Annotated in this window: 26 protein-coding genes; 10 read left to right on the forward strand and 16 right to left on the reverse strand. The window is 73.0% G+C overall.

Going from position 1 to position 23214, the window contains the following annotated elements:
• The first annotated feature begins 22 nt into the window (after nucleotides 1-22).
• Complete coding sequence (locus ACZ7H1_RS30010; RefSeq protein WP_470790934.1) at nucleotides 23-457, forward strand: hypothetical protein; 435 nt, start codon at nucleotides 23-25, stop codon at nucleotides 455-457.
• Here the strand turns inward: ACZ7H1_RS30010 and mug are convergent.
• From mug to bioB, 10 genes are all read right to left on the reverse strand, one after another.
• Nucleotides 435-983 (reverse strand): G/U mismatch-specific DNA glycosylase, encoded by a 549-nt coding sequence (gene mug / locus ACZ7H1_RS30015; RefSeq protein ID WP_470790963.1) that lies wholly within the window; start codon nucleotides 981-983, stop codon nucleotides 435-437. The genes ACZ7H1_RS30010 and mug overlap by 23 nt on opposite strands.
• Nucleotides 980-2413: an adenylosuccinate lyase gene (gene purB / locus ACZ7H1_RS30020; RefSeq protein ID WP_470790935.1), complete on the reverse strand. Its 1434-nt coding sequence runs from the start codon at nucleotides 2411-2413 to the stop codon at nucleotides 980-982. The genes mug and purB overlap by 4 nt, the downstream gene beginning before the upstream one ends.
• Before the next feature lie 59 nt (nucleotides 2414-2472).
• A complete protein-coding gene (locus tag ACZ7H1_RS30025; protein ID WP_470790936.1) occupies nucleotides 2473-3252 on the reverse strand; it encodes an SGNH/GDSL hydrolase family protein in 780 nt (259 codons plus the stop codon).
• A gap of 137 nt (nucleotides 3253-3389) precedes the next feature.
• Nucleotides 3390-4412 (reverse strand): hemolysin family protein, encoded by a 1023-nt coding sequence (locus tag ACZ7H1_RS30030; RefSeq protein WP_470790937.1) that lies wholly within the window; start codon nucleotides 4410-4412, stop codon nucleotides 3390-3392.
• Nucleotides 4409-5758: a hemolysin family protein gene (locus tag ACZ7H1_RS30035; protein ID WP_470790938.1), complete on the reverse strand. Its 1350-nt coding sequence runs from the start codon at nucleotides 5756-5758 to the stop codon at nucleotides 4409-4411. Before ACZ7H1_RS30035 ends, ACZ7H1_RS30030 begins: the two co-directional genes overlap by 4 nt.
• Before the next feature lie 262 nt (nucleotides 5759-6020).
• Entirely contained in the window at nucleotides 6021-6446 is a 426-nt protein-coding gene (locus ACZ7H1_RS30040; protein ID WP_470790939.1) for a GNAT family N-acetyltransferase, read from the reverse strand.
• A gap of 54 nt (nucleotides 6447-6500) precedes the next feature.
• On the reverse strand, nucleotides 6501-7178 hold the full coding sequence (locus tag ACZ7H1_RS30045; protein ID WP_470790940.1) for a class I SAM-dependent methyltransferase: 678 nt from the start codon (nucleotides 7176-7178) through the stop codon (nucleotides 6501-6503).
• Nucleotides 7179-7256: 78 nt separating this feature from the next.
• Entirely contained in the window at nucleotides 7257-7973 is a 717-nt protein-coding gene (gene bioD / locus ACZ7H1_RS30050) for a dethiobiotin synthase (protein WP_470790941.1), read from the reverse strand.
• A 5-nt stretch (nucleotides 7974-7978) separates the two neighbouring features.
• Nucleotides 7979-9292, reverse strand: a complete 1314-nt coding sequence (locus tag ACZ7H1_RS30055) for an adenosylmethionine--8-amino-7-oxononanoate transaminase (RefSeq protein ID WP_470790942.1) — start codon at nucleotides 9290-9292, stop codon at nucleotides 7979-7981.
• On the reverse strand, nucleotides 9285-10598 hold the full coding sequence (bioB, locus tag ACZ7H1_RS30060) for a biotin synthase BioB (protein WP_470790943.1): 1314 nt from the start codon (nucleotides 10596-10598) through the stop codon (nucleotides 9285-9287). The genes ACZ7H1_RS30055 and bioB overlap by 8 nt, the downstream gene beginning before the upstream one ends.
• 147 nt (nucleotides 10599-10745) lie before the next feature.
• On the opposite strand from bioB, the gene ACZ7H1_RS30065 reads away from it, so the two are divergent.
• Nucleotides 10746-11942, forward strand: coding sequence for an 8-amino-7-oxononanoate synthase (locus tag ACZ7H1_RS30065; protein ID WP_470790944.1), 1197 nt, complete (start codon nucleotides 10746-10748; stop codon nucleotides 11940-11942).
• On the opposite strand, the gene ACZ7H1_RS30070 is transcribed toward ACZ7H1_RS30065, so the two are convergent.
• The gene (locus ACZ7H1_RS30070; protein WP_470790945.1) at nucleotides 11939-12211 is read right to left on the reverse strand and encodes a DUF397 domain-containing protein; all 273 of its coding nucleotides are present in this window, start codon (nucleotides 12209-12211) and stop codon (nucleotides 11939-11941) included. The genes ACZ7H1_RS30065 and ACZ7H1_RS30070 overlap by 4 nt on opposite strands.
• Before the next feature lie 9 nt (nucleotides 12212-12220).
• Entirely contained in the window at nucleotides 12221-13096 is an 876-nt protein-coding gene (locus tag ACZ7H1_RS30075) for a helix-turn-helix domain-containing protein (protein ID WP_470790946.1), read from the reverse strand.
• 236 nt (nucleotides 13097-13332) lie between these two features.
• Between ACZ7H1_RS30075 and ACZ7H1_RS30080 the strand changes: the two genes are divergently transcribed.
• A complete protein-coding gene (locus tag ACZ7H1_RS30080; protein WP_470790947.1) occupies nucleotides 13333-13785 on the forward strand; it encodes an ATP-binding protein in 453 nt (150 codons plus the stop codon).
• 13 nt (nucleotides 13786-13798) lie between these two features.
• Here ACZ7H1_RS30080 and ACZ7H1_RS30085 read toward each other — a convergent pair whose 3' ends face one another.
• Both ACZ7H1_RS30085 and ACZ7H1_RS30090 read right to left on the reverse strand, forming a co-directional pair.
• A complete protein-coding gene (locus tag ACZ7H1_RS30085) occupies nucleotides 13799-14191 on the reverse strand; it encodes a VOC family protein (RefSeq protein ID WP_470790948.1) in 393 nt (130 codons plus the stop codon).
• Nucleotides 14192-14271: 80 nt separating this feature from the next.
• Nucleotides 14272-14748 carry a C40 family peptidase gene (locus ACZ7H1_RS30090; protein WP_470790949.1) on the reverse strand — a complete coding sequence of 159 codons (477 nt, stop codon included), beginning with the start codon at nucleotides 14746-14748 and terminating at the stop codon, nucleotides 14272-14274.
• A gap of 749 nt (nucleotides 14749-15497) precedes the next feature.
• Between ACZ7H1_RS30090 and ACZ7H1_RS30095 the strand changes: the two genes are divergently transcribed.
• From ACZ7H1_RS30095 to ACZ7H1_RS30125, 7 genes are all read left to right on the forward strand, one after another.
• Complete coding sequence (locus tag ACZ7H1_RS30095) at nucleotides 15498-15800, forward strand: urease subunit gamma (RefSeq protein WP_470790950.1); 303 nt, start codon at nucleotides 15498-15500, stop codon at nucleotides 15798-15800.
• Nucleotides 15801-15814: 14 nt separating this feature from the next.
• Nucleotides 15815-16126 (forward strand): urease subunit beta, encoded by a 312-nt coding sequence (locus tag ACZ7H1_RS30100; protein WP_470790951.1) that lies wholly within the window; start codon nucleotides 15815-15817, stop codon nucleotides 16124-16126.
• A complete protein-coding gene (locus tag ACZ7H1_RS30105; RefSeq protein WP_470790952.1) occupies nucleotides 16119-17840 on the forward strand; it encodes an urease subunit alpha in 1722 nt (573 codons plus the stop codon). The genes ACZ7H1_RS30100 and ACZ7H1_RS30105 overlap by 8 nt, the downstream gene beginning before the upstream one ends.
• A gap of 10 nt (nucleotides 17841-17850) precedes the next feature.
• Entirely contained in the window at nucleotides 17851-18525 is a 675-nt protein-coding gene (locus tag ACZ7H1_RS30110) for an urease accessory protein UreF (protein ID WP_470790953.1), read from the forward strand.
• 15 nt (nucleotides 18526-18540) lie between these two features.
• Nucleotides 18541-19242 carry an urease accessory protein UreG gene (gene ureG / locus ACZ7H1_RS30115; protein ID WP_470790954.1) on the forward strand — a complete coding sequence of 234 codons (702 nt, stop codon included), beginning with the start codon at nucleotides 18541-18543 and terminating at the stop codon, nucleotides 19240-19242.
• A 185-nt stretch (nucleotides 19243-19427) separates the two neighbouring features.
• A complete protein-coding gene (locus tag ACZ7H1_RS30120; RefSeq protein ID WP_470790955.1) occupies nucleotides 19428-20189 on the forward strand; it encodes an urease accessory protein UreD in 762 nt (253 codons plus the stop codon).
• A 157-nt stretch (nucleotides 20190-20346) separates the two neighbouring features.
• Complete coding sequence (locus tag ACZ7H1_RS30125) at nucleotides 20347-21996, forward strand: alpha/beta hydrolase (protein WP_470790956.1); 1650 nt, start codon at nucleotides 20347-20349, stop codon at nucleotides 21994-21996.
• Between the two features lie 59 nt (nucleotides 21997-22055).
• Here the strand turns inward: ACZ7H1_RS30125 and ACZ7H1_RS30130 are convergent, their stop codons facing one another.
• Complete coding sequence (locus tag ACZ7H1_RS30130; RefSeq protein ID WP_470790957.1) at nucleotides 22056-22775, reverse strand: lysophospholipid acyltransferase family protein; 720 nt, start codon at nucleotides 22773-22775, stop codon at nucleotides 22056-22058.
• A gap of 74 nt (nucleotides 22776-22849) precedes the next feature.
• Nucleotides 22850-23008 (reverse strand): hypothetical protein, encoded by a 159-nt coding sequence (locus ACZ7H1_RS30135; protein WP_470790958.1) that lies wholly within the window; start codon nucleotides 23006-23008, stop codon nucleotides 22850-22852.
• Nucleotides 23009-23214 lie beyond the last annotated feature (206 nt).

Below are 23214 nucleotides of genomic sequence, written 5' to 3' on the forward strand. Positions count from 1 at the left end.
TGCCGCGCGCTTTACTGACGGTATGACCACGGGACAGCATCTCGACACGATCGACCGGCTGCGGGCGCGGGAGTTCCCCGCCGTCCGTGCCGGTTCGCCGGAGGGACGGAGCGGCCCCGGATACCACCTGGCCGAGCTGGGGGACGGCCGTCCGCCGGAGGACGAGGACCCGGCGGCGGCTCTGGAACAGGCGGACGAGACGGCGGCCGGGTACGGGGCGCTGGTGCAGGCGCTGACGGGGCGCTGGGGGGCGCCCCAGGTGTTCGCGCTGGAGAGCATGCGGGAGCGGACCGTACGGGCGGAGATACCTGAGCCCTGGCGCGAGCTGTGCGGGACCTCGGACCACGTGCACCTGTGGCGGGCGGAGGACCGCTGGCTGGTGGTGTGCGCCGCCCGCTGGGCAGACTGGCAGCCCTACGTTCTGACGGCCGCGGTCACGGTCGTGGATCCGCCGTAGCGGCGGCGCGCAGGCGGCCGTACTCCTCGGCCATGGTGTCGGCGGTCCAGTGGGCGTTGAGACCGCTCGGGTTCGGCAGGGCCCAGATGCGGGTGGCGCCGATCGTCCGCTCCTGCGGGCCGATCCGGGCCTTCCGTTCGCCGAAGGCCGTGCGGTAGGCGGTCACCCCGACCACGGCGAGCCAGTCGGGACGCAGCCGCTCCACCTTCTCCGTCAGGATGCGGCCGCCCTCGCGGAGCTCCTCGGCGGTGAGCTCGTCGGCGCGGGCGGTGGCCCGGGCGACGACGTTGGTGATGCCGAGCCGGTAGGTGAGCAGCTCGTCCTGCTCGGCGGGCGCCAGCCGGCGGGGCGTGAAGCCGGACAGGTGCAGGACGGGCCAGAAGCGGTTGCCGGGGCGGGCGAAGTGGTGGCCCGTCGCGGCGGAGAGGAGTCCCGGATTGATTCCGCAGAACAGCACATGCAGACCGCCCGCGACCACGTCCGGGAGGACGAGGTCGCGGGCGGCGGCAGCCTCTTCGGGGGTCAGAGGATCGACCCCGGCGTGTACCCGGCGGCCTCCGGGTGCTGCTTGGCGATCTCCTCGATCCGGGCCAGCACGGAGGCGACCTGGTCGCCGGCCGCGCCGGTGAACGACAGCTTGTCCGCCATCAGGGCGTCGAGCTGCGCACGGTCCAGGGGGATGCGCTCGTCCGCGGCGAGCTTGTCCAGCAGCTCGTTGCGCTCGGCACCCTGCTCGCGCATCGCCAGGGCGGAGGCCACGGCGTGCTCCTTGATGACCTCGTGCGCGACCTCGCGGCCCACACCGGCGCGCACGGCGCCCATGAGGACCTTGGTGGTGGCCAGGAACGGGAGGTAGCGGTCCAGCTCGCGGGCGACGACGGCCGGGAAGGCACCGAACTCGTCGAGGACCGTCAGGAAGGTCTCCAGCAGGCCGTCGAAGGCGAAGAACGCGTCGGGCAGGGCCACGCGGCGGACCACGGAGCAGGACACGTCGCCCTCGTTCCACTGGTCGCCCGCGAGCTCACCGGTCATCGAGGCGTACCCGCGCAGGATGACCATGAGGCCGTTGACGCGCTCGCACGAGCGGGTGTTCATCTTGTGCGGCATCGCGGAGGAGCCGACCTGCCCGGGCTTGAAGCCCTCGGTGACCAGCTCGTGGCCGGCCATGAGGCGGATCGTCTTGGCGATCGAGGACGGCGCGGCAGCCAGCTGCACCAGGGCGGTGACCACGTCGTAGTCGAGAGAACGGGGGTAGACCTGGCCGACCGAGGTGAACGCGTGCGCGAAGCCGAGGTGGCCGGCGATCCGCTGCTCCAGCTCCGCGAGCTTGCCGGCGTCGCCGCCGAGCAGGTCCAGCATGTCCTGGGCGGTGCCGACCGGGCCCTTGATCCCGCGCAGCGGGTAGCGGCCGAGCAGGTCCTCGAGGCGGCCGTAGGCCACGAGCAGCTCGTCGGCGGCGGTCGCGAAGCGCTTGCCCAGCGTCGTGGCCTGCGCGGCGACGTTGTGGGAGCGGCCGGCCATGACCAGCTCGGCGTACTCGCCGGAGAGCTTGCCGAGGCGGCCCAGCACCGCGACCGTGCGGTCGCGGACCAGCTCCAGGGAGAGGCGGATCTGCAGCTGCTCGACGTTCTCGGTGAGGTCGCGCGAGGTCATGCCCTTGTGGACGTGCTCGTGGCCGGCGAGGGCGTTGAACTCCTCGATCCGCGCCTTCACGTCGTGTCGGGTGACCTTCTCGCGCTCGGCGATGGAGGCGAGGTCGACCTGCTCCAGGACGCGCTCGTAGTCGGCGAGGGCCGCGTCGGGCACCTCGATACCGAGGTCCTTCTGCGCACGCAGCACGGCGAGCCACAGCCGACGCTCCAGCGTCACCTTGTACTCGGGGGACCACAGGACGGCGAGCTCCGCGGAGGCGTAGCGGCCGGCCAGGACATTGGGGATGCGGGGCTTGGCTGTCACGTGTACGGATTCTACTGTCGATTCGCGCAGGCCAGCGCCCCGCCCCTGTTTGTGGCTATCTACGACTGGGGCGCTTCGTACGGCAGCAGCTCCGGCCGCTTGGCCGGGCGGCCGTCACCCGAGGAGCGGCCGGTGAGGCGGCGTCCTATCCACGGCAGCAGGTACCGGCGGGCGAACCGGAGGTCACCGGTCCGCCGGGCGCCCCAGGCCGGAGGGAGGTCTTCCGGGAGTTCGGTGCGCCAGTCCTCCTCGGCGGGCAGGCCCAGGGTCTGCCACACCGCCTCGGCCACGCGCCGGTGCCCTTCCGCGGTCAGGTGCAGCCGGTCCACGTCCCACATCCGCGGGTCGCCGAGCACCGGCGGCCCGTAGAGGTCGACCACCAGTGCACCGTGGCGCCGGGCGAGCTCGTCCACGATGGCGAAGAGCTCCTCCATCCGCGGCCGGAAGCGCTCCATCACGGGCCCGCGGCGCCCCGGCGAGCGCATCAGCACCAGCTGCCGGCAGGAGGGCGCGAGCTTCCCCGCGGCCTCCTCCAGCAGTCCGCGCACCCGGCCCATGTCGCACTTGGGCCGGAGCGCGTCGTTCAGCCCGCCGACCAGGGTGATCACATCGGGCTGCATGGCGGCCGCGACGTCCACCTGCTCCTCGACGATCTGCCCGATCAGCTTCCCGCGGACCGCGAGGTTCGCGTACCGGAATGCGGGATCCCGGGCTGCGAGCCGTGCGGCCAGCAGATCGGCCCAGCCCCGGTAGGAGCCGTCGGGCAGCAGGTCGGACATCCCTTCGGTGAAGGAGTCGCCGACCGCGACGAAACTGGTGTACGACGCATTCATCTCCATGGCGGAGCGATGTTACCGCGCGGTTCGCCTTCTCGTCAGACGTGTTCCCGACAGAGCGCTTCCCGACAGAGCGCTTCCCGGCAGAGCGCGTCCCGTGGGACGCCTTCCCGTCCGAGGGCGCTCGCGCCCCGGCCGCCCTAGCCGGCGGAGGCGGGGTTGCCGAACAGCTCGCGCAGGACGTCCTCCATCGTCACCAGGCCGGCCAGCGCCCCCTCCGGCCCCAGGACCGCCGCCAGGTGCGTCCGGCTGCGCCGCATCGCCGTCAGCACGTCGTCGAGCGGGGTCTCCGCCCGCACCTGGGCGATCTGCCGCAGTGCCGACGCCGGGAACGGCGCCTCGCGGTCCGACGCGTCCAGCGCGTCCTTGACGTGCAGGTAGCCGAGGATGCGCCGCTCCGCGTCGACGACCGGGAAGCGGGAGTAGCCGGACGCGGCCGACAGCTGCTCCAGAGCGGCGGGGGTGATGCCCGTCTCCGCGGTCACCACCCGCTCCTCGGGCAGCACCACGTCGGTGACCGGCCTGCGCCCCAGTTCCAGGGCGTCGTGCAGCCGCTCGCTCGCGCGGCCGTCGATGAGACCGGCGTCGCTGGAGTCGCGGACCATGCGGGCCAGCTCGTCGTCCGAGAACGTCGCCGCGACCTCGTCCTTCACCTCCACCCGCAGCAGTCGCAGGAGCGCGTTGGCGAAGGCGTTGATCGTGAAGATCACCGGCCGCAGCGCCCGGGTCAGCGTCACGAGCGGCGGACCGAGCAGCAGCGCGGTCTTCACCGGCTCCGCCAGGGCCACGTTCTTCGGCAGCATCTCGCCGAAGAGCATGTGGAGGTACGTCGCGAGCGCCAGCGCCACCACGAAGGAGATCGGGTGCGTCAGGCCCTCCGGCACGCCCAGCAGGTCGAACAGAGGCGTGAGCAGGTGCGCGATGGCCGGTTCTGCCACCACGCCGAGCACCAGCGTGCACAGCGTGATCCCGAGCTGCGCCGCCGCCATCAGCGCCGACACGTGCTCCAGACCCCACAGCACGCTGCGGGCCCGCCGGTCGCCCTGCTCGGCGTACGGCTCGATCTGGCTGCGCCGGACCGAGATCAGCGCGAACTCCGCGCCGACGAAGAAGGCGTTCACGACGAGGGTCGCGAGGCCGATCAGCAACTGTATGGCGGTCATCGGCCCTCTCCCGTCCCCGGTTCGTCCGTCTCCTGGTGCGCCTCGGTCGGCACGTGCAGCAGCACGCGCGCCGCCCGGCGCCCGGAGGCGTCGACGACGTCGATCCGCCAGCCGTCCAGCTCCAGGCTGTCGCCCACGGCCGGGATCCGGCCCATGCGGGTGGCGATGAGACCGGCGAGGGTCTCGTACGGGCCGTCGGGCACCCGCAGCCCGATCCGCTCCAGCTGGTCGGTGCGCGCCGCGCCGTCCGCGGAGAAGAGCCGGCGCCCGTGGGCGTCCGTGCCCGCCGGCGCCAGGTCCGGGGTCTCGTGCGGATCGTGCTCGTCCCGCACCTCGCCCACGACCTCCTCGACGATGTCCTCCAAGGTGGCCACCCCGGCCGTGCCGCCGTATTCGTCGATCACCACGGCCATGGTCTGGCGGCCCGAGAGCCGGTCCAGCAGCCGGTCGACGGTCAGCGACTCGGGCACCAGCAGCGGCTCGCGCAGCAGCTGCGCCACCGGGTAGCGGTGCCGGTCCTCCGCGGGCAGGGCCAGCACGTCCTTGATGTGGACCGTGCCGACCACCGAGTCCAGGCTGCCCCGGTACACGGGGAAGCGGGACAGCCCGGTGGCCTGCGTGGCGTTGGCGACGTCCTCGGCCGTGGTCTGCACGTCCAGCGCGGTGACCTGGACGCGCGGGGTCATGACGTTCTCCGCGGTCAGGTCCGTCAGGTTGAGGGTGCGGACGAACAGCTCGGCCGTGTCCTTCTCCAGTGCGCCCTGCCGCGCGGAGTGCCGGGCCAGGGCCACCAGCTCCTGCGGGGTGCGCGCGGAGGCCAGCTCCTCGGCCGGCTCCATGCCGAACCGGCGCACCATGTGGTTCGCGGTGGTGTTGAGGTGGCTGATCAGCGGACGGAAGGCGGCGCTGAACAGCCGCTGGCCCGTCGCCACGCGCCGGGCCACGGCGAGCGGCGAGGAGATCGCCCAGTTCTTGGGCACGAGCTCGCCGACGACCATCAGCACGACGGTGGACACCACGGTGCCGAGGACGAGCGCGGTGGACGATGCGGCCCCCGCGGACAGCCCCAGGGACTGGAACGGCCCCTGCAGCAGGGCCGCGATCGAGGGCTTGGAGATCATGCCGATGACCAGACCGGTCACGGTGATGCCGAGCTGGGCGCCGGAGAGCTGGAAGGTCAGGCTCCGGACGGCCGACAGGGCACTCGCGGCGCCCCGGTCGCCGCGCTCCACGGCCTCTTCGAGCTCACTGCGCTCGATCGTGGTCAGCGAGAACTCGGCCGCCACGAAAGCCCCGCAGGCGACGCAGAGCAACAGCGCCACGACGAGCAGAAGCACTTCGGTCATCGGTTCACCTCCGTCCCATGATCGGCCAGGGGGAGGCGCGGTGCGCGATGTCGGGTACTGGGAGGCTCGCCCATGGGCGGACGCTCACACCTTTCGTTCGAGTTCGGTTACGTCTCATACGAGCAGAAGTCCCCACATGGTAAAGGACGGGCAAAGCGGCGGTCGTATCCGGTGCCGCTCACGGGCGCACCGGCCGGGCGCACACCGGCCACAAGCTCACCGGCCGGGCGCACACCGGCCACAAGCTCACCGGCTCACACGTTCACCCGCTCAGCGGCTTGACCCAGCGGGTCCACTGCTCCTCCGCCCGGTAGCCCGCGGCCTCCCACGCCCGGTGCGCCTGCGCGTTCCGGTCGAGCACCATGGCGTCCCCGCGCCGGCCGCCCAGCCGGACGAAACGATCCTCCGCGGCCGCGAGCAGAGCGGTCGCCACCCCCTGCCGCCGGTGCCGCGGATGCACGGCCAGCCGGTAGAGGTGGCAGCGCCACCCGTCGAAGCCCGCGATCACGGTGCCGACCAGCACCCCGCCGCGCTCCGCGAGCAGCAGCGCCTCCGGGTCCCGCCCGACCAGCCCCTCGACGCCCGCGAGGTCGTCACTGATGCTGGTGCCCTCGGCGGCAGCCCGCCAGAAGTCCAGTACGGCACCCAGCTCACCGGGCGCGGCCGCCCTGATAAGAAGATCGTCCATGGCGGCATCCCACCATCCCGCCCGCCGCGGTGGCGAGCGGTTTCCCGCCCGCGCTCAGACCCGGGGCCGGCGCGCCGAGCCGATGACGCAGTACGAATTGGGGAAGGCCGGGCCGCGCTCGGGCACCCGCACGCCGCGCTGCGCCGTGATCTCGAAACCCGCCGCCTCGATCGCGGCGAGCGTGTCGCGTGAGGTGTGGCAGCCGCCGAAGAGCCGCGGCCACACCGTGCGGTCCAGTCCCCGCTGCACGGACGCCATCACGGGGCCGGGTGCGAGCCCGTGCTCGAAGAACCGCAGCTCACCGCCCGGCCGCAGCACCCGGCGGATCTCGGCGAGCGAGCGGGCGAGGTCGCGCACGGTGCACAGCACCAGCGAGCACACCGCGCCGTCGAAGGCCTCGCTCTTGACGGGCAGGGCCTCGGCGGCGCCCGGCACCACGTCCACCGGGACGTCCGACCGCAGCGCCGCGTGGACGGCGAGCCGACGCAGCGTGGGCTCGGGCTCGACCGCCACGACCTCCGCCACCGCGGACGGATAGTGGGCGAAGTTGAGGCCGTTGCCCGCACCGATCTCGATGACGCGGCCGGAGAGGCCGGACAGCAGCTCGTCACGGAGCGCGGCGACACCGCCGCGGGTGTCGGCCTGGACGCTCACCCGGGCGTAGAACCGGGCGAACAAGGGGTGGTGGACGGCGTCGTGGGGCACCCGTGACCCGCGGGATCGCAGGGGCATGACGAACCTCCTAGCGGACGGACGCGTACTTTCAGTGTCCCCCCGCCGCCGGCCCTCACCCCTTTCCGGCGCGCGACCTCAGGACCAGGAGGCCAGGAAGTCCGGCGCCGACCAGGTGCCGCCCAGCTCCGGCGCCAGCCAGGACGGGCAGGCCGCGCGGAACTCCCCGGCAGCCAGGCCGCCGGATCCCTCCGGGACCGCGCCCAGCAGCGGTGCGCCCGCGGCGACCGGGAGGTCGGCCAGGTTGCACCGCGAGGCCAGGTCCGGCCCGGCCGGCCAGCTGCCGACCACCACGCCAAGCTGCTTCAGGCCGCGGGCCCGCAGCGCTTCGCCCGTCAGGGTGACCGAGTTGAGCACCCCCAGCCCCGCCGGCGCCACCACCAGCACGGGCGCCCCCATCAGCCGGGCCGCGTCGGCCAGGGTGTGGCCCGCCGCGTCGAACCGTACGAGCAGGCCGCCCGCGCCCTCGACCAGGACCAGGTCGTGCTCCGCCGCCAGCTTCTCGGCGGCCTCGGCCACCTCGTGCGGGCCGACCGTCGCCATCCCGGCACGCTGCGCGGCCCGTTCCGGCGCCAACGGCTCCGGAAAACGGGCCAGTTCCACACCGGTCACGGCCGCGCCCGCCAGCCGGGTCACCTCCGCCACGTCGCCCGGCTCGCCCGGCGCGACTCCGGTCTGGGCCGGCTTGAGGACGGCCACCGACCGTCCGGCCGCCAGCGCCGCCGCCGCGACCGCGGAGGTCACGACGGTCTTGCCGATCTCGGTGCCCGTGCCCGACACCACCACGATGCCCATGGTGCTCATCCTTCCCGTGCCGCCGCGCACACGGCACGGCAGATGCGCGCCACGTCCGCGTCACCCGTCACGAACGGCGGCATCGTGTACAGCAGGTCGCGGAACGGCCGCAGCCACACGCCCTCCCGCACCGCCGCCCGCGTCGCCGCGGCGACGTCCACCGGCCGGTCGAGCTGCACGACACCGATCGCGCCCAGCACCCGGACGTCCCGGACGCCCGGCAGCCGCGCGGCCGGTGCCAGGCCCTCGCGCAGGCCCGCCCCGATCCGCTTCACCTCCAGCGCCCAGTCCTGTCCGAGCAGCAGGTCGATCGAGGCCAGCGCGACCGCACAGGCCAGCGGATTGCCCATGAAGGTCGGTCCGTGCGCGAGCACCGGCACCTCGCCCTGCGAGATCCCGTCGGCGACCCGCGCCGTGCACAGCGCCGCCGCCAGGGTCAGGTAACCGCCCGTCAGGGACTTGCCGATGCACATCACGTCCGGGGTGATCCCCGCGTGGTCGGCGGCGAACAGCGCGCCCGTGCGCCCGAATCCGGTCGCGATCTCGTCGAGGACGAGCAGGACGTCGTACTCGTCGCACAGCTCGCGCAGCACCGAGAGGTACGCGGGGGAGTGGAAGCGCATCCCGCCCGCGCCTTGCACCACCGGCTCGACGATCACGGCGGCCAGCTCGTGCGCGTGCCGGGCGAGCAGCTCCCGCAGGTGGGCGACGTACGCAGGATCCGGTGCGGAGTCGAACCCGCCGGGCGGCGCGTCCGCGAACACCTGCTGTGGCAGGTGCCCCTGCCACAGTTCGTGCATGCCGCCCTGCGGGTCGCAGACCGCCATCGGCTGCCAGGTGTCCCCGTGGTAGCCGCCGCGCCAGGTCAGCAGACGGGTCTTGCCGGTCCGGCCGATCGAACGCCAGTACTGCAGGCACATCTTGACCGCGACCTCGACCGAGACCGAGCCCGAATCGGCGAGGAAGACGTGCTCCAGACCGGCCGGGGAGATCTCGACCAGCCGGGCGGCGAGCCGGACGGCGGGCTCGTGCGTGAGCCCGCCGAACATCACGTGGCTCATCCGCCCCAGCTGGTCCCGCACGGCCTCGTTCAGCACCGGGTGGTTGTAGCCGTGGATGGCCGACCACCAGGAGGACATGCCGTCGACCAGCTCCTCCTGCCCGTGGGCAGGCGCGGCCAGCTGGAGCCGGACGCCCGAGGCGGACGCGACGGCGAGCGGCTCCTCCCGGCCCGGCATAGGCCCGTACGGATGCCAGACGTGCTGCCGGTCCAGCGCCAGCAGCTCGCCGGCGGTCATCGGAGGCAGCGGGTCACGCATTGGGGGCGAGGTCCGTTCCGGCGCCGCGGCGGCGCACCGCCACCAGGTCGGGGCGGGCGGCCGAAGCTCCGGTCGCGGCCTGCACGGGTACGTCGGCAGCCTCCGCGGTCTCCGCGGCCTCGGTGCCTGCGACGGTCTCGGCGGCGGCCGGTTCGCCGGTCACGGCGCCCGCACCGCACGGTCCGCAGCCGCCGCCGGCGTGCGAGCCGCACCCCGAGTCCGCGTGCGAGCCGCAGCCGCCGGCCTCGGTGGCCCCGGCCTGCGCCCCGTGCGAGCCGCAGCCGCCGCCCGTGCGCGCGTCCGAGCGGTGCACGGGCAGCGTCGTGGTGTCCGTGCCCTCCACCTCGAAGCCGGCGTCCGCGATCATGTCCAGGTCGGCCTGGCCGGCCTGGCCCTCGCTCGTGAGGTAGTCGCCCAGGAAGATCGAGTTGGCGAGGTTCAGCGCCAGCGGCTGGAGCGTGCGCAGGTGCACCTCGCGGCCGCCCGCGAGCCGGACCTCCACGTCGGGGCAGACGAACCGCACCATCGCGAGGATGCGCAGCGCGCGCTGCGGGGTGAGGTTCCACTCCTTGGCCAGCGGCGTGCCCTCGAAGGGGATCAGGAAGTTCACCGGCACCGAGTCGGGGTCCAGCTCGCGCAGCGAGTAGACGACGTCGACCAGGTCCTCGTCGCTCTCGCCCATGCCGGCGATCAGACCGGAGCACGCCGACAGACCGGCGGCGTGCGCCTTCTGCACGGTGTCCACGCGGTCCTGGTAGGTGTGGGTGGTCGTGATCTCCCCGTACGTCCCCTCGGACGTGTTCAGGTTGTGGTTGTACGCGTCGGCCCCGGCGTCGCGCAGCTTCTCGGCCTGGCCGTCCGACAGCAGGCCCAGGCAGGCGCAGACCTCGACGCCCTCGTTCTGCTCCTTGATCGCCTCGATGGTCTTCGAGACCCGGTCCACGTCCCGGTCCGTGGGACCGCGGCCGCTCGCCACCAGGCAGACGCGCTTCGCTCCGCCCGCGACACCCGCCGCGGCGGCCTGCGAGGCCTCCTCCGGCTTGAGCCACGTGTACTTGAGGATCTCGGCCTTCGACCCCAGTCGCTGGGAGCAGTACGAGCAGTCCTCCGGACACAGCCCGGACTTCAGGTTGACGAGGTAGTTCAGCTTGACCCGGCGCCCGAACCAGCGGCGGCGCACCTTGCCGGCCGCGGCCACCACGTCGAGCAGTTCGTCGTCGGAGGTCGCCAGCACGGCCAGCGCCTCTTCGCGGGTCGGCAGCTCTCGCCGCAGCCCCTTGTCCACCAGGGTGTTCAGCAGGTCCATAGGCCTGATCCTGGCTTACCGAGCGCCGTCGGCCAAGGAGGGAAGCTACAAGTTCGTCTGATCGCGGTGTGTGCATCACCACACCACCCAGGGGAACAACGGCCGCTAGGGTCTGTGGACAGCCGACAAAACGCGAGGACCCATCCGATGCCGCAGGACGCACTCCCGCACGCCCCCGCCACGCCGGGCCGGACGCACGACGTGTTCGCCTGGATCGACGAGGAGGAGCGGGCGCGCGAGCGGGCCGGACTGGTCCGCACCCTGCGCCCGCGGCCCGCCGAGTCGCCCCTGCTGGACCTCGCGAGCAACGACTACCTGGGCCTGTCCCGGCACCCGGAGACCGTCGCCGCGGCAGTCGGCGCGGCCCACCGCTGGGGCGCCGGCGCCACCGGCTCCCGGCTCGTCACCGGCACCACGGAACTGCACGCCGAGCTGGAGAGCGAACTGGCCGCGTTCTGCGGTTTCGAGGCCGCCCTCGTGCTGTCCTCCGGGTACGCCGCCAACCTCGCCGCCGTCACGGCCCTGAGCGGACGCGGCTCCCTGGTCGTCTCCGACGCCGCCAACCACGCCTCGATCGTCGACGGCTGCCGCCTCTCGCGCGCCGAGACCGCCGTCGTCCCGCACTCCGACCCCGAGGCCGTGCGCAAGACGCTCGGCGCGCACGACGGGCGGGCCCTCGTCGTCACCGACTCGGTGTTCTCGGTGGACGGGGACGCGGCGCCGCTCGCCGGCTACGCGGCCGCCTGCCGGGAGCACGGTGCGGCCCTGCTCGTCGACGACGCCCACGGTCTGGGCGTGCTCGGCGAGGGCGGCCGGGGAGCCCTCGCCGCGGCCGGACTCGCCAGCGCGGACGGGGTCGTGGCCACGCTGACCCTCTCCAAGTCCCTGGGCAGTCAGGGCGGGGCGGTGCTCGGCCCGGCCCGCGTCATCCGGCACCTGGTGAACACGGCCCGGACGTTCATCTTCGACACCGGCCTCGCGCCCGCCGCCGCGGGCGCCGCGCTGGGCAGCCTGCGGCTGCTGGCGCGCGAACCCGAACGGGCCGCGCGCGCCCGCGAGGTGGCCGCCACGCTGTACGAGCAGCTCACCGCGTCCGGCCTGACGGCTGCCAGGCCGGACGCGGCGGTCGTGTCGGTTCGGGCCCCGTCTCCGTCGGCGGCACTGCGCTGGGCCGCCGACTGCCGCGAGGCAGGTCTGTCCGTGGGGTGCTTCCGGCCGCCGTCCGTACCCGACGGCATCTCCCGGCTGCGGCTGACCGCACGCGCCGATCTCACGGGGGACGAGATCACCCGCGCGGTCGAAACGATCCTGCGGACCGCTCCCGCCGCCGGTTCCGCGGACTAGGGACGGTCTCCCTCACCGGGCACGCAGGCCCGTACGTACGAGAGGAATCCGCCCCAGGCCGTCCCCGTGAAGACCAGGGCCGGGCCCTCGGTCCGCTTGGAGTCGCGGACGGCCAGCATGCCGCCGCCGCTGCCGAGGACGGCCGCCTCGACGCAGTTGTTCATTCCGGTACTGCGGCTGCTGCGCCGCCACGCCGCGCCCTGGGGCAGGGCGCCGTCCGGTTTCGCGCTGTTCGGAAGTCCGCCGCTGGATAAGGGGGTTGCGGACATGATGCCTCCTTACACGCCGTCAGCGATCCGGCTGATGAGGTCCGACGAGTCTCGGTGCGGGAGGGCGTGCGCCTGGATCGTACGGAACGCGGCGCTGTAGGCCTCGAGGTCTTCCTTCCGCTCCAGATAGAGGCTACTCGTCAAATGGTCGAGAACAACCACGTCCAGATCGGCGATGTTCGGAAATGAGAAGATGACGAAAGGCCCCGTGAGGCCGAGATGCCCCCCCACGCTGAACGGCAGCACCTGGAGCGTCACTTGGGGCAGCCGTGCCACCTCCACCAGGTGCCGGAGCTGCTCGGTCATCACCCCGGGACCGCCGATCTGCCGCCGGAGCACCGCCTCGTCGAGCACCGCGCTCAGTTCCAGCGGCGGATCCGCCCGCAGCACCGCCTGCCGGGCCAGCCGTACGTCCACCAGCGCGTCCACCTTGGGCTCCGGCAGCCCGCCCAGCGCCGCCCGGGTCACCGCCCGGGCGTAGGCGGGCGTCTGGAGCAGGCCGGGCACCACCGAGAGCTCGACCGTACGGGCGGCGCGCGCTCCGGCCTCCAGGCTGATGAAGTCGCGGTACTCCTGGGGCAGCAGGCCGCGGTACTCGTGCCACCACTGCCGGTCCCGGCCCGTGCTCGTGCCCCCGCTGGCGGCCGAGGCGGCGAGGGCCTCCAGCAGTGCCCGTTCCCGGTCCGCATCCACGCCGTACGTGTCCAGGAGGAGCCGTACGTCCTCAGGTTTCACGCCACTGCGCCCGGTCTCGATGCGGCTGATTTTCGACTGGTGCCAGCCGAGCAGCCGGGCCGTCTCCCCGCTGGTGAGACCGGACCGGTCGCGGAGCGCCCGCAACTCCTCGCCGAGCTGCCGCCGGCGAACCGCGGGGCCGTGCTGCATGCCCGCCTCCTTCCACCGGCACTCGCTGCGCCAGTTTGCCGTCATCGCGTCCAAATACGCTCTTCCGTAGCAGAGTTCACCGCATTGAGCGACAGATATATGCATATCTTGGGGTAACGCCCGCACCTGCACCGTGCGGAGTGGCACTCTGGCGCGAAGCACAGATCCGGGGCCGTCCTCGAGTTCATCCGCTACGAGTCGGAGTCCGACCCCGGTGGGAAAGGGACAGCGTCGCCATGGCAGACCACCAGGAAGCATCCGTCACTCTGCCGAGCGATCCCGCCTCGGTCTCCGTCGCCCGGAGATACGTCGCCGACGTGCTCGTCGAATGGGGCCTGCCCGAGGAGCACGACACCGCCGACACCGTCCGGCTGATCGTCTCCGAACTCGCCACCAACGCCGTCCAGCACACGTTCGGCCAGTCGCCCACCTTCACCGTGGACGTACGGCTGGAGTGCGAGGAGCAGCTGCGGATCGGCGTGACCGACAGCCATCCGCGGTGGCCCAAACGGCTGCCGGCCGCCGTCCAGCAGGACAACGGCCGGGGCATGGTGATCATCCGCTGGCTCGCCGCCGAATGCGGCGGCCGCCTGTCGGTGAGCCCCACGGCGGACGGTGGCAAGACGGTGTGGATCGCGCTGCCATGGACGGCAGCCGCCCCCGCGGCCGCCGCCGAGCACCGGCACTGACGCCGGCCGGCCGTCAGACCAGCCCGCGCTCGGACGCGCTGCGCTCCACGCAGAACTCGTTGCCCTCCGGGTCCGCCATCACGACCCAGCCCATGCCGTCCGCGGTGCGCCGGTCGTCGACGATCCGGGCGCCGAGGCCGGTCAGCCGCTCCACGGCCTCGTCCCGCGTGCCCGTCGGCGGCTGGATGTCGAGGTGGACGCGGTTCTTGACGGTCTTGCCCTCCGGTACGCCGACGAAGAGCAGGCCCGGCACCCCGGGCTGCTCCGAGTCCACGAGCACGGCCTCGTCGCCCGGCTTGTCGTCCGCGTGCACCGGCCAGCCGGTGAGCCGCGCCCAGAACGAGGCCGCGGCGTACGGGTCGTGGGCGTCGAAGGTGATGTTCCGGACGGGGTTGAGAAAGGTCACCTGTACTCCTGGGCGTCGGCTGCGGCGCGGGTGCCCGCCGCAGCCTCAACCTACCTGCGGTCCACGGGAGTACCCGGGGATTAACGCACGCGTCCGTACTTCACGCTGCTGCTCCAGATCTTCTCCAGCCGGACGGTGGAACCGGCCTTGGGGGAGTGCCAGATCCTGCCGGATCCCGCGTAGATGCCCACGTGGTAGATGCGCCCCCTCGAATGGAAGAAGACCAGGTCGCCCTGGCGCCGTGAACCGGCCGGGATGTGGACGGTCTTGTTGTACTGCTGTGCCGCCGTGCGGGGCAGCGTCTTGCCTGCGCGCTTGTACGAGTAGAGCGTCAGCCCGGAGCAGTCGAACCGCCTCGGGCCGGTCGCCCCCCACTGGTAGGGCGAGCCCTTCTTGGAAGCTGCCGTCTGCAGCGCCCTGACGGCGTGGGACGTCGCCGCCTGGGCCTCCGGGGTGCCGCCCGGGGCGAGCAGCGTGCCCCCGACCACGGCGAACGTGAGCACCGATGTGGCGGCCGCCCGGGACACGGCAGACGGGACATTCTTGAGCGCGGACATGCGCAACCCTTCGTCAGCCGCCTGTGAAGGATGACCTGTCGGGTTCGGGCCTGCGAAGTTCGCCCGGCCGCCGCAGCGGCTTCACCCCAAGGGGCGGGCGGGCGTCAGCGCCCGCCACCCCGTACTGCCTGGGTCCTCCACTCCTGCCGGTGCACTCCTGTCGACCAGTCGTCCGGGTGAGGCGGCAGGACTCGGCGTCCGCCCGGACCGCCCCGCCGCGGTGGCGGGGGCTTGTCGTCCCAGGGATCCTGACCCACGAATTGCCGGAAAACTAAGCTCATTCAATGCTTTGTGAGTCTCATCACCCTTGACCCGTTTGGCGGTTCAGGGGTGATTTGCGCCACGTTTCAGGAAGGTTGAAAATCGCCCGACCTGCAGTGAAGCCGTTCGGGCGGACGCGGATCAACCTCTCCGGTGCGCAACTCGGGGCACGGGCGGGGGGTTGATTGCGCTACTCCGAATGGGGGATGCATTCTCGGCCTCGTGTCGACGTCCGGAGTGCGCCCCCCCCTCGCCGGCCCCGCCGCCGCGCACCGCCACGACTCCGTGCAATGTGACGCAATACGTCCGACTGTGTACTCTCCGTGCTCGCGCGCGTTCCCCGCCCGTCCGTATACGGACGACGGATCCGGCGGCGTACCCCCGCAAAGCCGTTCTCTGCCCGAAACGTGAATTAACGCGACGGAAAAGCGGGCGCCCTAGCGTGCAAGGCCCGTTGCCTTCGCCCAGCCGACAGTGAGGTGGGATCCGTGCAGCTCACTCCGCACGAACAAGAGCGCCTGCTCATCCATGTCGCCGCCGACGTGGCCGAGCGGCGCAAGGCCCGAGGCCTGCGCCTCAACCACCCGGAAGCCATCGCGCTCATCACCGCGCACATCCTCGAAGGCGCCCGCGACGGGCGCACCGTGGCCGAGCTGATGGCCTCCGGACGCAAGGTCCTCACCCGCGACGAGGTCATGACGGGCATTCCCGAGATGATCCACGACGTCCAGGTCGAGGCCACCTTCCCGGACGGAACCAAACTCGTCACCGTCCACGACCCGATCCTCTGAGGGGCGGCGCACCGATGATCCCCGGCGAAATCCTGTACGGCGAAGGCCCCGTGGTCCTCAACGAGGGACGGCCCGTCACCCGCCTCACCGTCCTCAACACCGCGGACCGGCCCGTCCAGGTGGGCTCCCACTACCACTTCGCGGAGGCCAACCCGGGCCTCGCGTTCGACCGCGCGGCCGCGCACGGGCTGCGCCTGGCCGTGGCCGCCGGCACCGCCGTGCGGTTCGAGCCCGGCATCCCGGTGCCGGTGGAGCTCGTACCGCTCGCCGGAGCCCGGATCGTGCCCGGACTGCGCGGCGAGACCGGAGGACCCCTCGATGGCTGAACTCGCCCGCGCCGTCTACGCCGACCTCTTCGGGCCCACCACGGGCGACCGGATCCGGCTGGCCGACACCGACCTGCTGATCGAGATCGAGGACGACCTCAGCGGCGGACCGGGCCGGGCCGGGGACGAGGCGGTCTTCGGCGGCGGCAAGGTGATCCGCGAATCCATGGGCCAGGCCCGCACCACCCGGGCCGAAGGCGCCGCCGACACCGTGATCACCGGCGTGGTGATCCTCGACCACTGGGGGATCGTCAAGGCCGACATCGCCCTGCGCGACGGGCGGATCGCGGGCATCGGCAAGGCCGGCAACCCGGACACCATGGACGGCGTGGCCCCGGAGCTCGTGATCGGACCCGAGACCGAGATCATCGCGGGCAACGGCCGCATCGTGACCGCGGGCGCCATCGACGCCCACGTCCACTTCATCGCGCCCACCATCCTCGACGAGGCCCTCGCCTCCGGGGTCACCACCCTCGTCGGCGGCGGCACGGGCCCCGCCGAGGGCACCAAGGCCACCACCATCACCCCGGGGCCGTGGCACCTGGCGCGGATGTTCGCCGCACTGGACGCGCACCCGGTCAACATCGGCCTGCTGGGCAAGGGCAACACCACCTCCCGCGAGGCGATGCACTCCCAGTTGCGCGGCGGGGCGCTCGGTTTCAAGATCCACGAGGACTGGGGGGCGACCCCCGCCGTCATCGACGCCTGCCTGGGCGTCTGCGAGGAGACCGGCGCCCAGCTCGCCGTCCACACCGACACCCTCAACGAGGCCGGGTTCGTCGACGACACCCTCGCCGCCATCGCCGGGCGGACCATCCACGCGTACCACACCGAAGGAGCCGGGGGCGGGCACGCGCCCGACATCATCACGGTGGTCTCCGAGGCCAACGTCCTGCCCAGCTCGACCAATCCGACCCGCCCGCACACCCTCAACACCGTCGAGGAACACCTCGACATGCTGATGGTCTGCCACCACCTCAACCCGGCCGTTCCCGAGGACCTCGCCTTCGCCGAGTCCCGGATCCGGCCCTCCACCATCGCCGCCGAGGACGTCCTGCACGACCTCGGAGCCATCTCGATCATCTCCTCGGACTCCCAGGCCATGGGCCGGATCGGCGAGGTGGTCCTGCGCACCTGGCAGACCGCCCACGTGATGAAGAAGCGCCGCGGCGCCCTCCCCGGCGACGGCCGCGCGGACAACCACCGCGCCCGCCGCTACGTCGCCAAATACACGATCAACCCCGCAGTGGCCCAGGGCCTCGCCCGCGAGATCGGCTCGGTCGAGACGGGCAAGCTCGCCGACCTGGTCCTGTGGGAGCCCGCCTTCTTCGGCGTCAAGCCCCTGATGGTGATCAAGGGCGGACAGATCGCGTACGCACAGATGGGTGACGCCAACGCCTCGATCCCCACCCCTCAACCGGTGCTGCCGCGCCCGATGTTCGGCGGCCACGGCCGGGCCCCGGCGTGGAACTCCGTCAACTTCACCGCCCAGGCCGCCCTCGACGACGGCCTGCCCGAACGCCTCGGCCTCGGCAAGCGGTTCACCGCGATCGAGAGCACGCGCGCGGTCACCAAGGCGGACATGCGGGAGAACGACGCCCGCCCCCGCGTCGAGGTGGACGCGGACACCTTCACGGTGACCATCGACGGGGAGGCGGTGGAGCCCGCTCCCGCCGCCGAACTCCCCATGGCCCAGCGTTACTTCCTCTTCTGATGGGCCGCCGATGAGCCGCGCGGCCCTGCTCCTGCTCGCCGACGGCCGGTTCCCCGCCGGCGGCCACGCCCACTCCGGGGGCGCCGAGGCCGCCGTACGGGCCGGCCGGATCCGGGACGCCGTCTCCCTGGAGGAGTTCTGCCGGGGTCGGCTGCACACCGCCGGCCTCGTGGCGGCCGCACTCGCCGCGGCCGCCGCCGCCGGCCTCGACCCGGCGGAGCTCGACGACGCCGCCGACGCCCGTACGCCCGTACCCGCCCTGCGCACGGCCTCGCGGCGGCTCGGCCGGCAGTTCATGCGGGCCGCCCGGTCCGCGTGGCCGGCGCCGGAACTCGACGCCCTCGCCGCGGACTTCCCGCGCGGCACCCACCAGCCCGTCGTCCTCGGCGTCACCGCCCGGGTCGCCGGGCTCGGGCCCGCGGACGCCGCGCACGTGGCGGCGTACGAGAGCGTCAGCGGTCCGGCCACAGCGACCGTACGGCTGCTCGGCCTCGACCCCTTCGAGTCCGCCGCCGTGCTCGCCCGCCTCGCCCCCTCCCTCGACGACACCGCCGAACGCGCCGCCCTCGCCGCCCACCGGGCCCGGCACGAGGGCACCGGCACGCTCCCCGCGGCCTCCGCCCCGCTGCTCGACATCGCCGCCGAACAGCACGCGCAGTGGCCGGTACGCCTCTTCGCCTCCTGACCCGAAGGACAGCCCATGCACCTCGACCACGCCGTCACCTACCCCCCGCGCCACACCCACGGCGCACCCCCGGTACGGGAGGACGGCTCGCGGCGCGCCCTGCGCGTCGGACTGGGCGGTCCCGTCGGCTCGGGCAAGACCGCCACCGTCGCCGCCCTGTGCCGGGAGCTGCGCGCGGAACTCTCGCTCGCCGTGGTCACGAACGACATCTACACGCGGGAGGACGCGGAGTTCCTGCTGCGCGAGGCGGTGCTGCCGCCGGAGCGGATCACGGCCGTGGAGACGGGGGCGTGCCCGCACACGGCGATCCGCGACGACATCTCGGCCAACCTGGAAGCCGTCGAGGACCTGGAGGAGACCTTCCGCGAGAGCGGCCGGCTCGACCTGGTCCTGGTGGAGTCGGGCGGCGACAACCTCACCGCGACGTTCTCCCGCGGCCTGGTCGACGCCCAGATCTTCGTGATCGACGTGGCGGGCGGCGACGACATCCCGCGCAAGGGCGGCCCGGGGGTCACCACCGCCGACCTGCTGGTGGTGAACAAGACCGACCTCGCGCCGTACGTCGGCTCCGACCTCGGCCGGATGGCCCGCGACGCGCGCGAGCAGCGGGGCGAACTCCCCGTCGTCTTCCAGTCCCTGCGCGGCGAGGAGGGGGTGGCGCCGGTCGCCGCCTGGATCCGCGAGCGCGTCGCCGCGTGGACCGCGGCCCGGCCGTGAGCCCCGTGACGTCCGCCGGACCGGACGCGGCGCCCCCGCCCGCACCACCCGCCGTGCCGCCACCCGCCGTGCCCCTACCCGCGGCGCCCCCTCCCGCCGCGGCTCCTCCCGCCGCGGCTCCTCCCGCCGTACCCGTACCCGTACCCGCACCCGCCGCGCCCGGTCCCGGCGCCCCGCCCTCCGGCGTGCGCGCCACCGCCCGGATCCGGGCGGTGGCCGACGGGCGCGGCGGCACGGCCCTGCCCGAACTCGAGGGCGCGGGACCGCTCGCGCTGCGCCGCACGCGCTCGCCCGGCCCCGGGGTCCAGGTGACGCTGGTGGGTGCGATGAGCGCCCCGCTCGGCGGGGACCGGCTCGCCGTCCACGCCGATGCCGGCCCCGGTGCGCGTTTGCGGGTGACCTCCGCCGCCGCCACGCTCGTCCTGCCGGGCCGCAGCGGCGCGCCCGCCCGCTACGAGATCCGCCTCACCGCGGCCGAAGACGCCTCCCTGCACTGGCTCCCCGAGCCCCTCGTGTCCGTACGCGGCAGCGACCTGTACGCGCACACGCGGGCCGACCTGGCGCCGACCGCCACGCTGGTGCTGCGCGAGGAGCAGGTGCTCGGCCGCCACGGAGAGGAACCGGGGCTGCTGCGCAGCCGCCTGACGGTCCGCCGGAACGGACGCCCGCTGCTCGACCAGGAACTGGCCTGCGGGCCGGGCGCCCCCGCCGGCTGGGACGGCCCGGCCGGCCTCGCCGGACACCGGGCGCTCGGCCAGCTGCTCGTCGTCGACCCGGCGTTCGCCCAGGACCCGCCGCCCGCCCGGCTGCTGGGGGAGCACGCCGTCGCCGCCCCGCTGGCCGGGCCCGCGGTCCTGGTCACCGCGGTGGCCCCGGACGCCCTGCGGCTGCGCGAACTGCTCGACCAGGCCGTACGCACGTACGCCCCGGCGGCAGACGCCCGCTGACCGGGTACCGCTCAGCGGTACCCGATCATCCGGTTATCGGGTTGGTAAAGAACCCGCCCCCGCCCTGTTGTCAGGGACCACTCAGACGAAATGATCCATCTGCAGTCAGACCGAACGAGGCCGAAACCGGCCGTACATGACGCAGGGGGATTACCACGTGATACGCACAGCGGTGCTCGGCGGAGCCGGCACTCTGATAGCGGGCACGCTCATCGCGGGGGCCGTCGTCGCCCCGACCGCGGCCGCCGACACCCGGAGCCAGACCACCTCCGAGGCGCGCGGCGTGGCCATCGCCGCGGCCCGCGCCGCCCGCGCGGGCATCGCCTGGAAGGCGTGTCCGGCCGACTGGGGCCTCGAGGCCCCCATCCAGTGCGGCTGGGTCAAGGTGCCGCTCGACTACGCGAAGCCGAACGGCAAGCAGATCAAGCTGGCCGTCGACCGGATCGGCAACACCGGCACCAAGCGGGAGCGCCAGGGCGCCCTCGTCTACAACCCGGGCGGCCCCGGCGGCTCCGGCATGCGCTTCCCGCGCCGGGTCACCACGAAGAACCCGCTGTGGGCCAACGTCTCCAAGGCCTACGACTTCGTCGGCTTCGACCCGCGCGGCGTGGGCCACTCGGCCCCGATCTCCTGCATCGACCCGCAGGAGTTCGTCAAGTCGCCGAAGCTCGACCCGGTTCCGGGCAGCGAGGCCGAGAAGCGCGCCCAGCGCAAGCTCGCCGCCGAGTACGCGGACGGCTGCAAGGAGCGCAGCGGCTGGATGCTGCCGCACATGACCACGCCGAACACCGCGCGCGACCTCGACGTCATCCGCGCCGCCCTCGGCGAGAAGAAGCTGAACTTCCTCGGCGTCTCCTACGGCACCTACATCGGCGGCGTCTACGCGACGCTGTTCCCGACCCACGTGCGCCGCATGATCGTCGACAGCGTGGTCAACCCCTCGAAGAAGAAGATCTGGTACGAGGCCAACCTCGACCAGGACGTCGCCTTCCAGATGCGCTGGAACGACTGGAAGAAGTGGGTCGCCAAGAACGACGCCGTCTTCCACATCGGCAACACCCCCGCCAAGGTCGAGCGCCAGTGGCTCAAGCTGCGCGCCACCGCCAAGAAGAACCCCCTCGGCGGCAAGGTCGGCCCGGCCGAGCTCATCAGCTTCTTCCAGAGCGCGCCGTACTACGACTCCGCGTGGGTGCCCACCGCCCAGGTCTGGAGCGAGTACCTCGCCGGCAACAAGCAGGCGCTGATCGACGCGGCCTCTCCGGACATGTCGGACACCGCGGGCAACGCCGCCTCCGAGAACGGCAACGCCGTCTACACGGCCGTCGAGTGCGCGGACGCCAAGTGGCCCACCAGCTGGAAGAAGTGGGACCGGGACAACACCCGCCTGCACAAGGACTACCCGTTCATGACCTGGGCCAACGCCTGGATGAACCTGCCCTGTGCCACCTGGAAGTCCACGCAGCACACCCCGATCGAGGTCGGTGCCAAGCGCGGTCTGCCGCCGGTTCTGATCGTCCAGGCCACCCGTGACGCGGCCACGCCGTACGAGGGTGCCGTCGAGCTGCACAAGCGCCTCGCGGGCTCGCGCCTGATCACCGAGAAGGGCGCCGGCTCGCACGGCGTCACCAGCCTGCTCAACGCGTGCATCAACACCCGCGTCGACGGCTACCTGCTGACCGGCAAGGTCGACGCCCGTGACGTGGTGTGCGCCCCGCACGCCGCCCCGGTCGCCCCGACCACCGCGAAGGCGGCGGCGCAGGCCGCGGCCCTGGCCGGCTCGGACCTGCCGGCGCTCCCGAAGCGCTAGCACGACTGCGGCGGCGTACGCACCGTACGCCGCCGCAGGGTCACACCACCGGAGAAGGCTCAGCGCGACCGGCGCTGGGCCTTCTTCGCTTCTGCGGCCGCGGCCTGCTCCTCCGCCTTCACGTCGGCGGCGTACCGGTCGACGTACTCCTGCCCGGACAGGCCGAGGATGGCGTAGACGATCTCGTCCGTGACCGCGCGCAGCACGGCCTTCTGGCCCTCCATGCCGGCGTAGCGGGAGAAGTCCAGCGGCTCCCCGAAGCGGATGGTGACCCGCTTGAGCTTGGGGATGACCTTTCCCGGCGGCTGGATCTCGAACGTGCCGACCATCGCGCACGGGATCACCGGCACCCCGGCCTGGAGCGCCATCGCGGCGACGCCGACCTTCCCCTTGTACAGGCGGCCGTCGTGGGAGCGGGTGCCTTCCGGGTAGATGCCGAGCAGCTCGCCCTTGGCGAGCACCCCGAGCCCTTCCCGGATCGCCGCCCGGCCGGCGTTCTTGCCGCTGCGGTCCACCGGGATCTGGCCCGCGCTGCGGAAGAAGGCGGCGGTGAGGCGGCCCTTGACCCCCGGGCCGGTGAAGTACTCGGCCTTCGCCAGGAAGGTGATCCGGCGCTTGAGGATCGCGGGCATCAGGAAGTGGTCGGAGAACGACAGGTGGTTGCCCGCGACGATCGCGGCCCCCTCTGCCGGGATGTGCTCGAGCCCCTCGATCCGAGGCCGGAACAGGAGCCGCAGCAGCGGTCCCAGGAGCACGTGCTTGAGCAGGTGGTAGAACACGGCTGACCCCCTCGGTGCCGAACGCCCGGCGTGGACATTTTGCCAGTCCGTGCAAGGGCAGGGGTACGCGTCGGTCAGGTGTTGCGCGAGGCCGCCATGCCGACGGTCAGGAGGCCCAGCACCACCCAGCCGAACCACAGCCAGCCGTTCGAGCCGAGCACCACCGAGTAGGCCGAGACCACCACCAGGCCGCCGATGGTCAGGCCGGCCATCGCCTTCACAGATCCGGGCATGAGCATCCCCTTCTCCCGGCAGTCCGGACGGATCAGCTCCGGCCCGGACGGCGATCAGGGGGCCATCGTCCCGCCAAGGGGGCTGCGGCGCTACTCTCCGCGCCGCAGCGGGGGGGGGGGGGGGGGGGGGGGGGGGGGGGGGGGGGGGGGGGGGGGGGGGGGGGGAGGGGGGGGGGGGGGGGGGCGTGGGGTGGGGGGTGTCTTCG

This window comes from Streptomyces sp. NPDC037401, assembly GCF_055602345.1.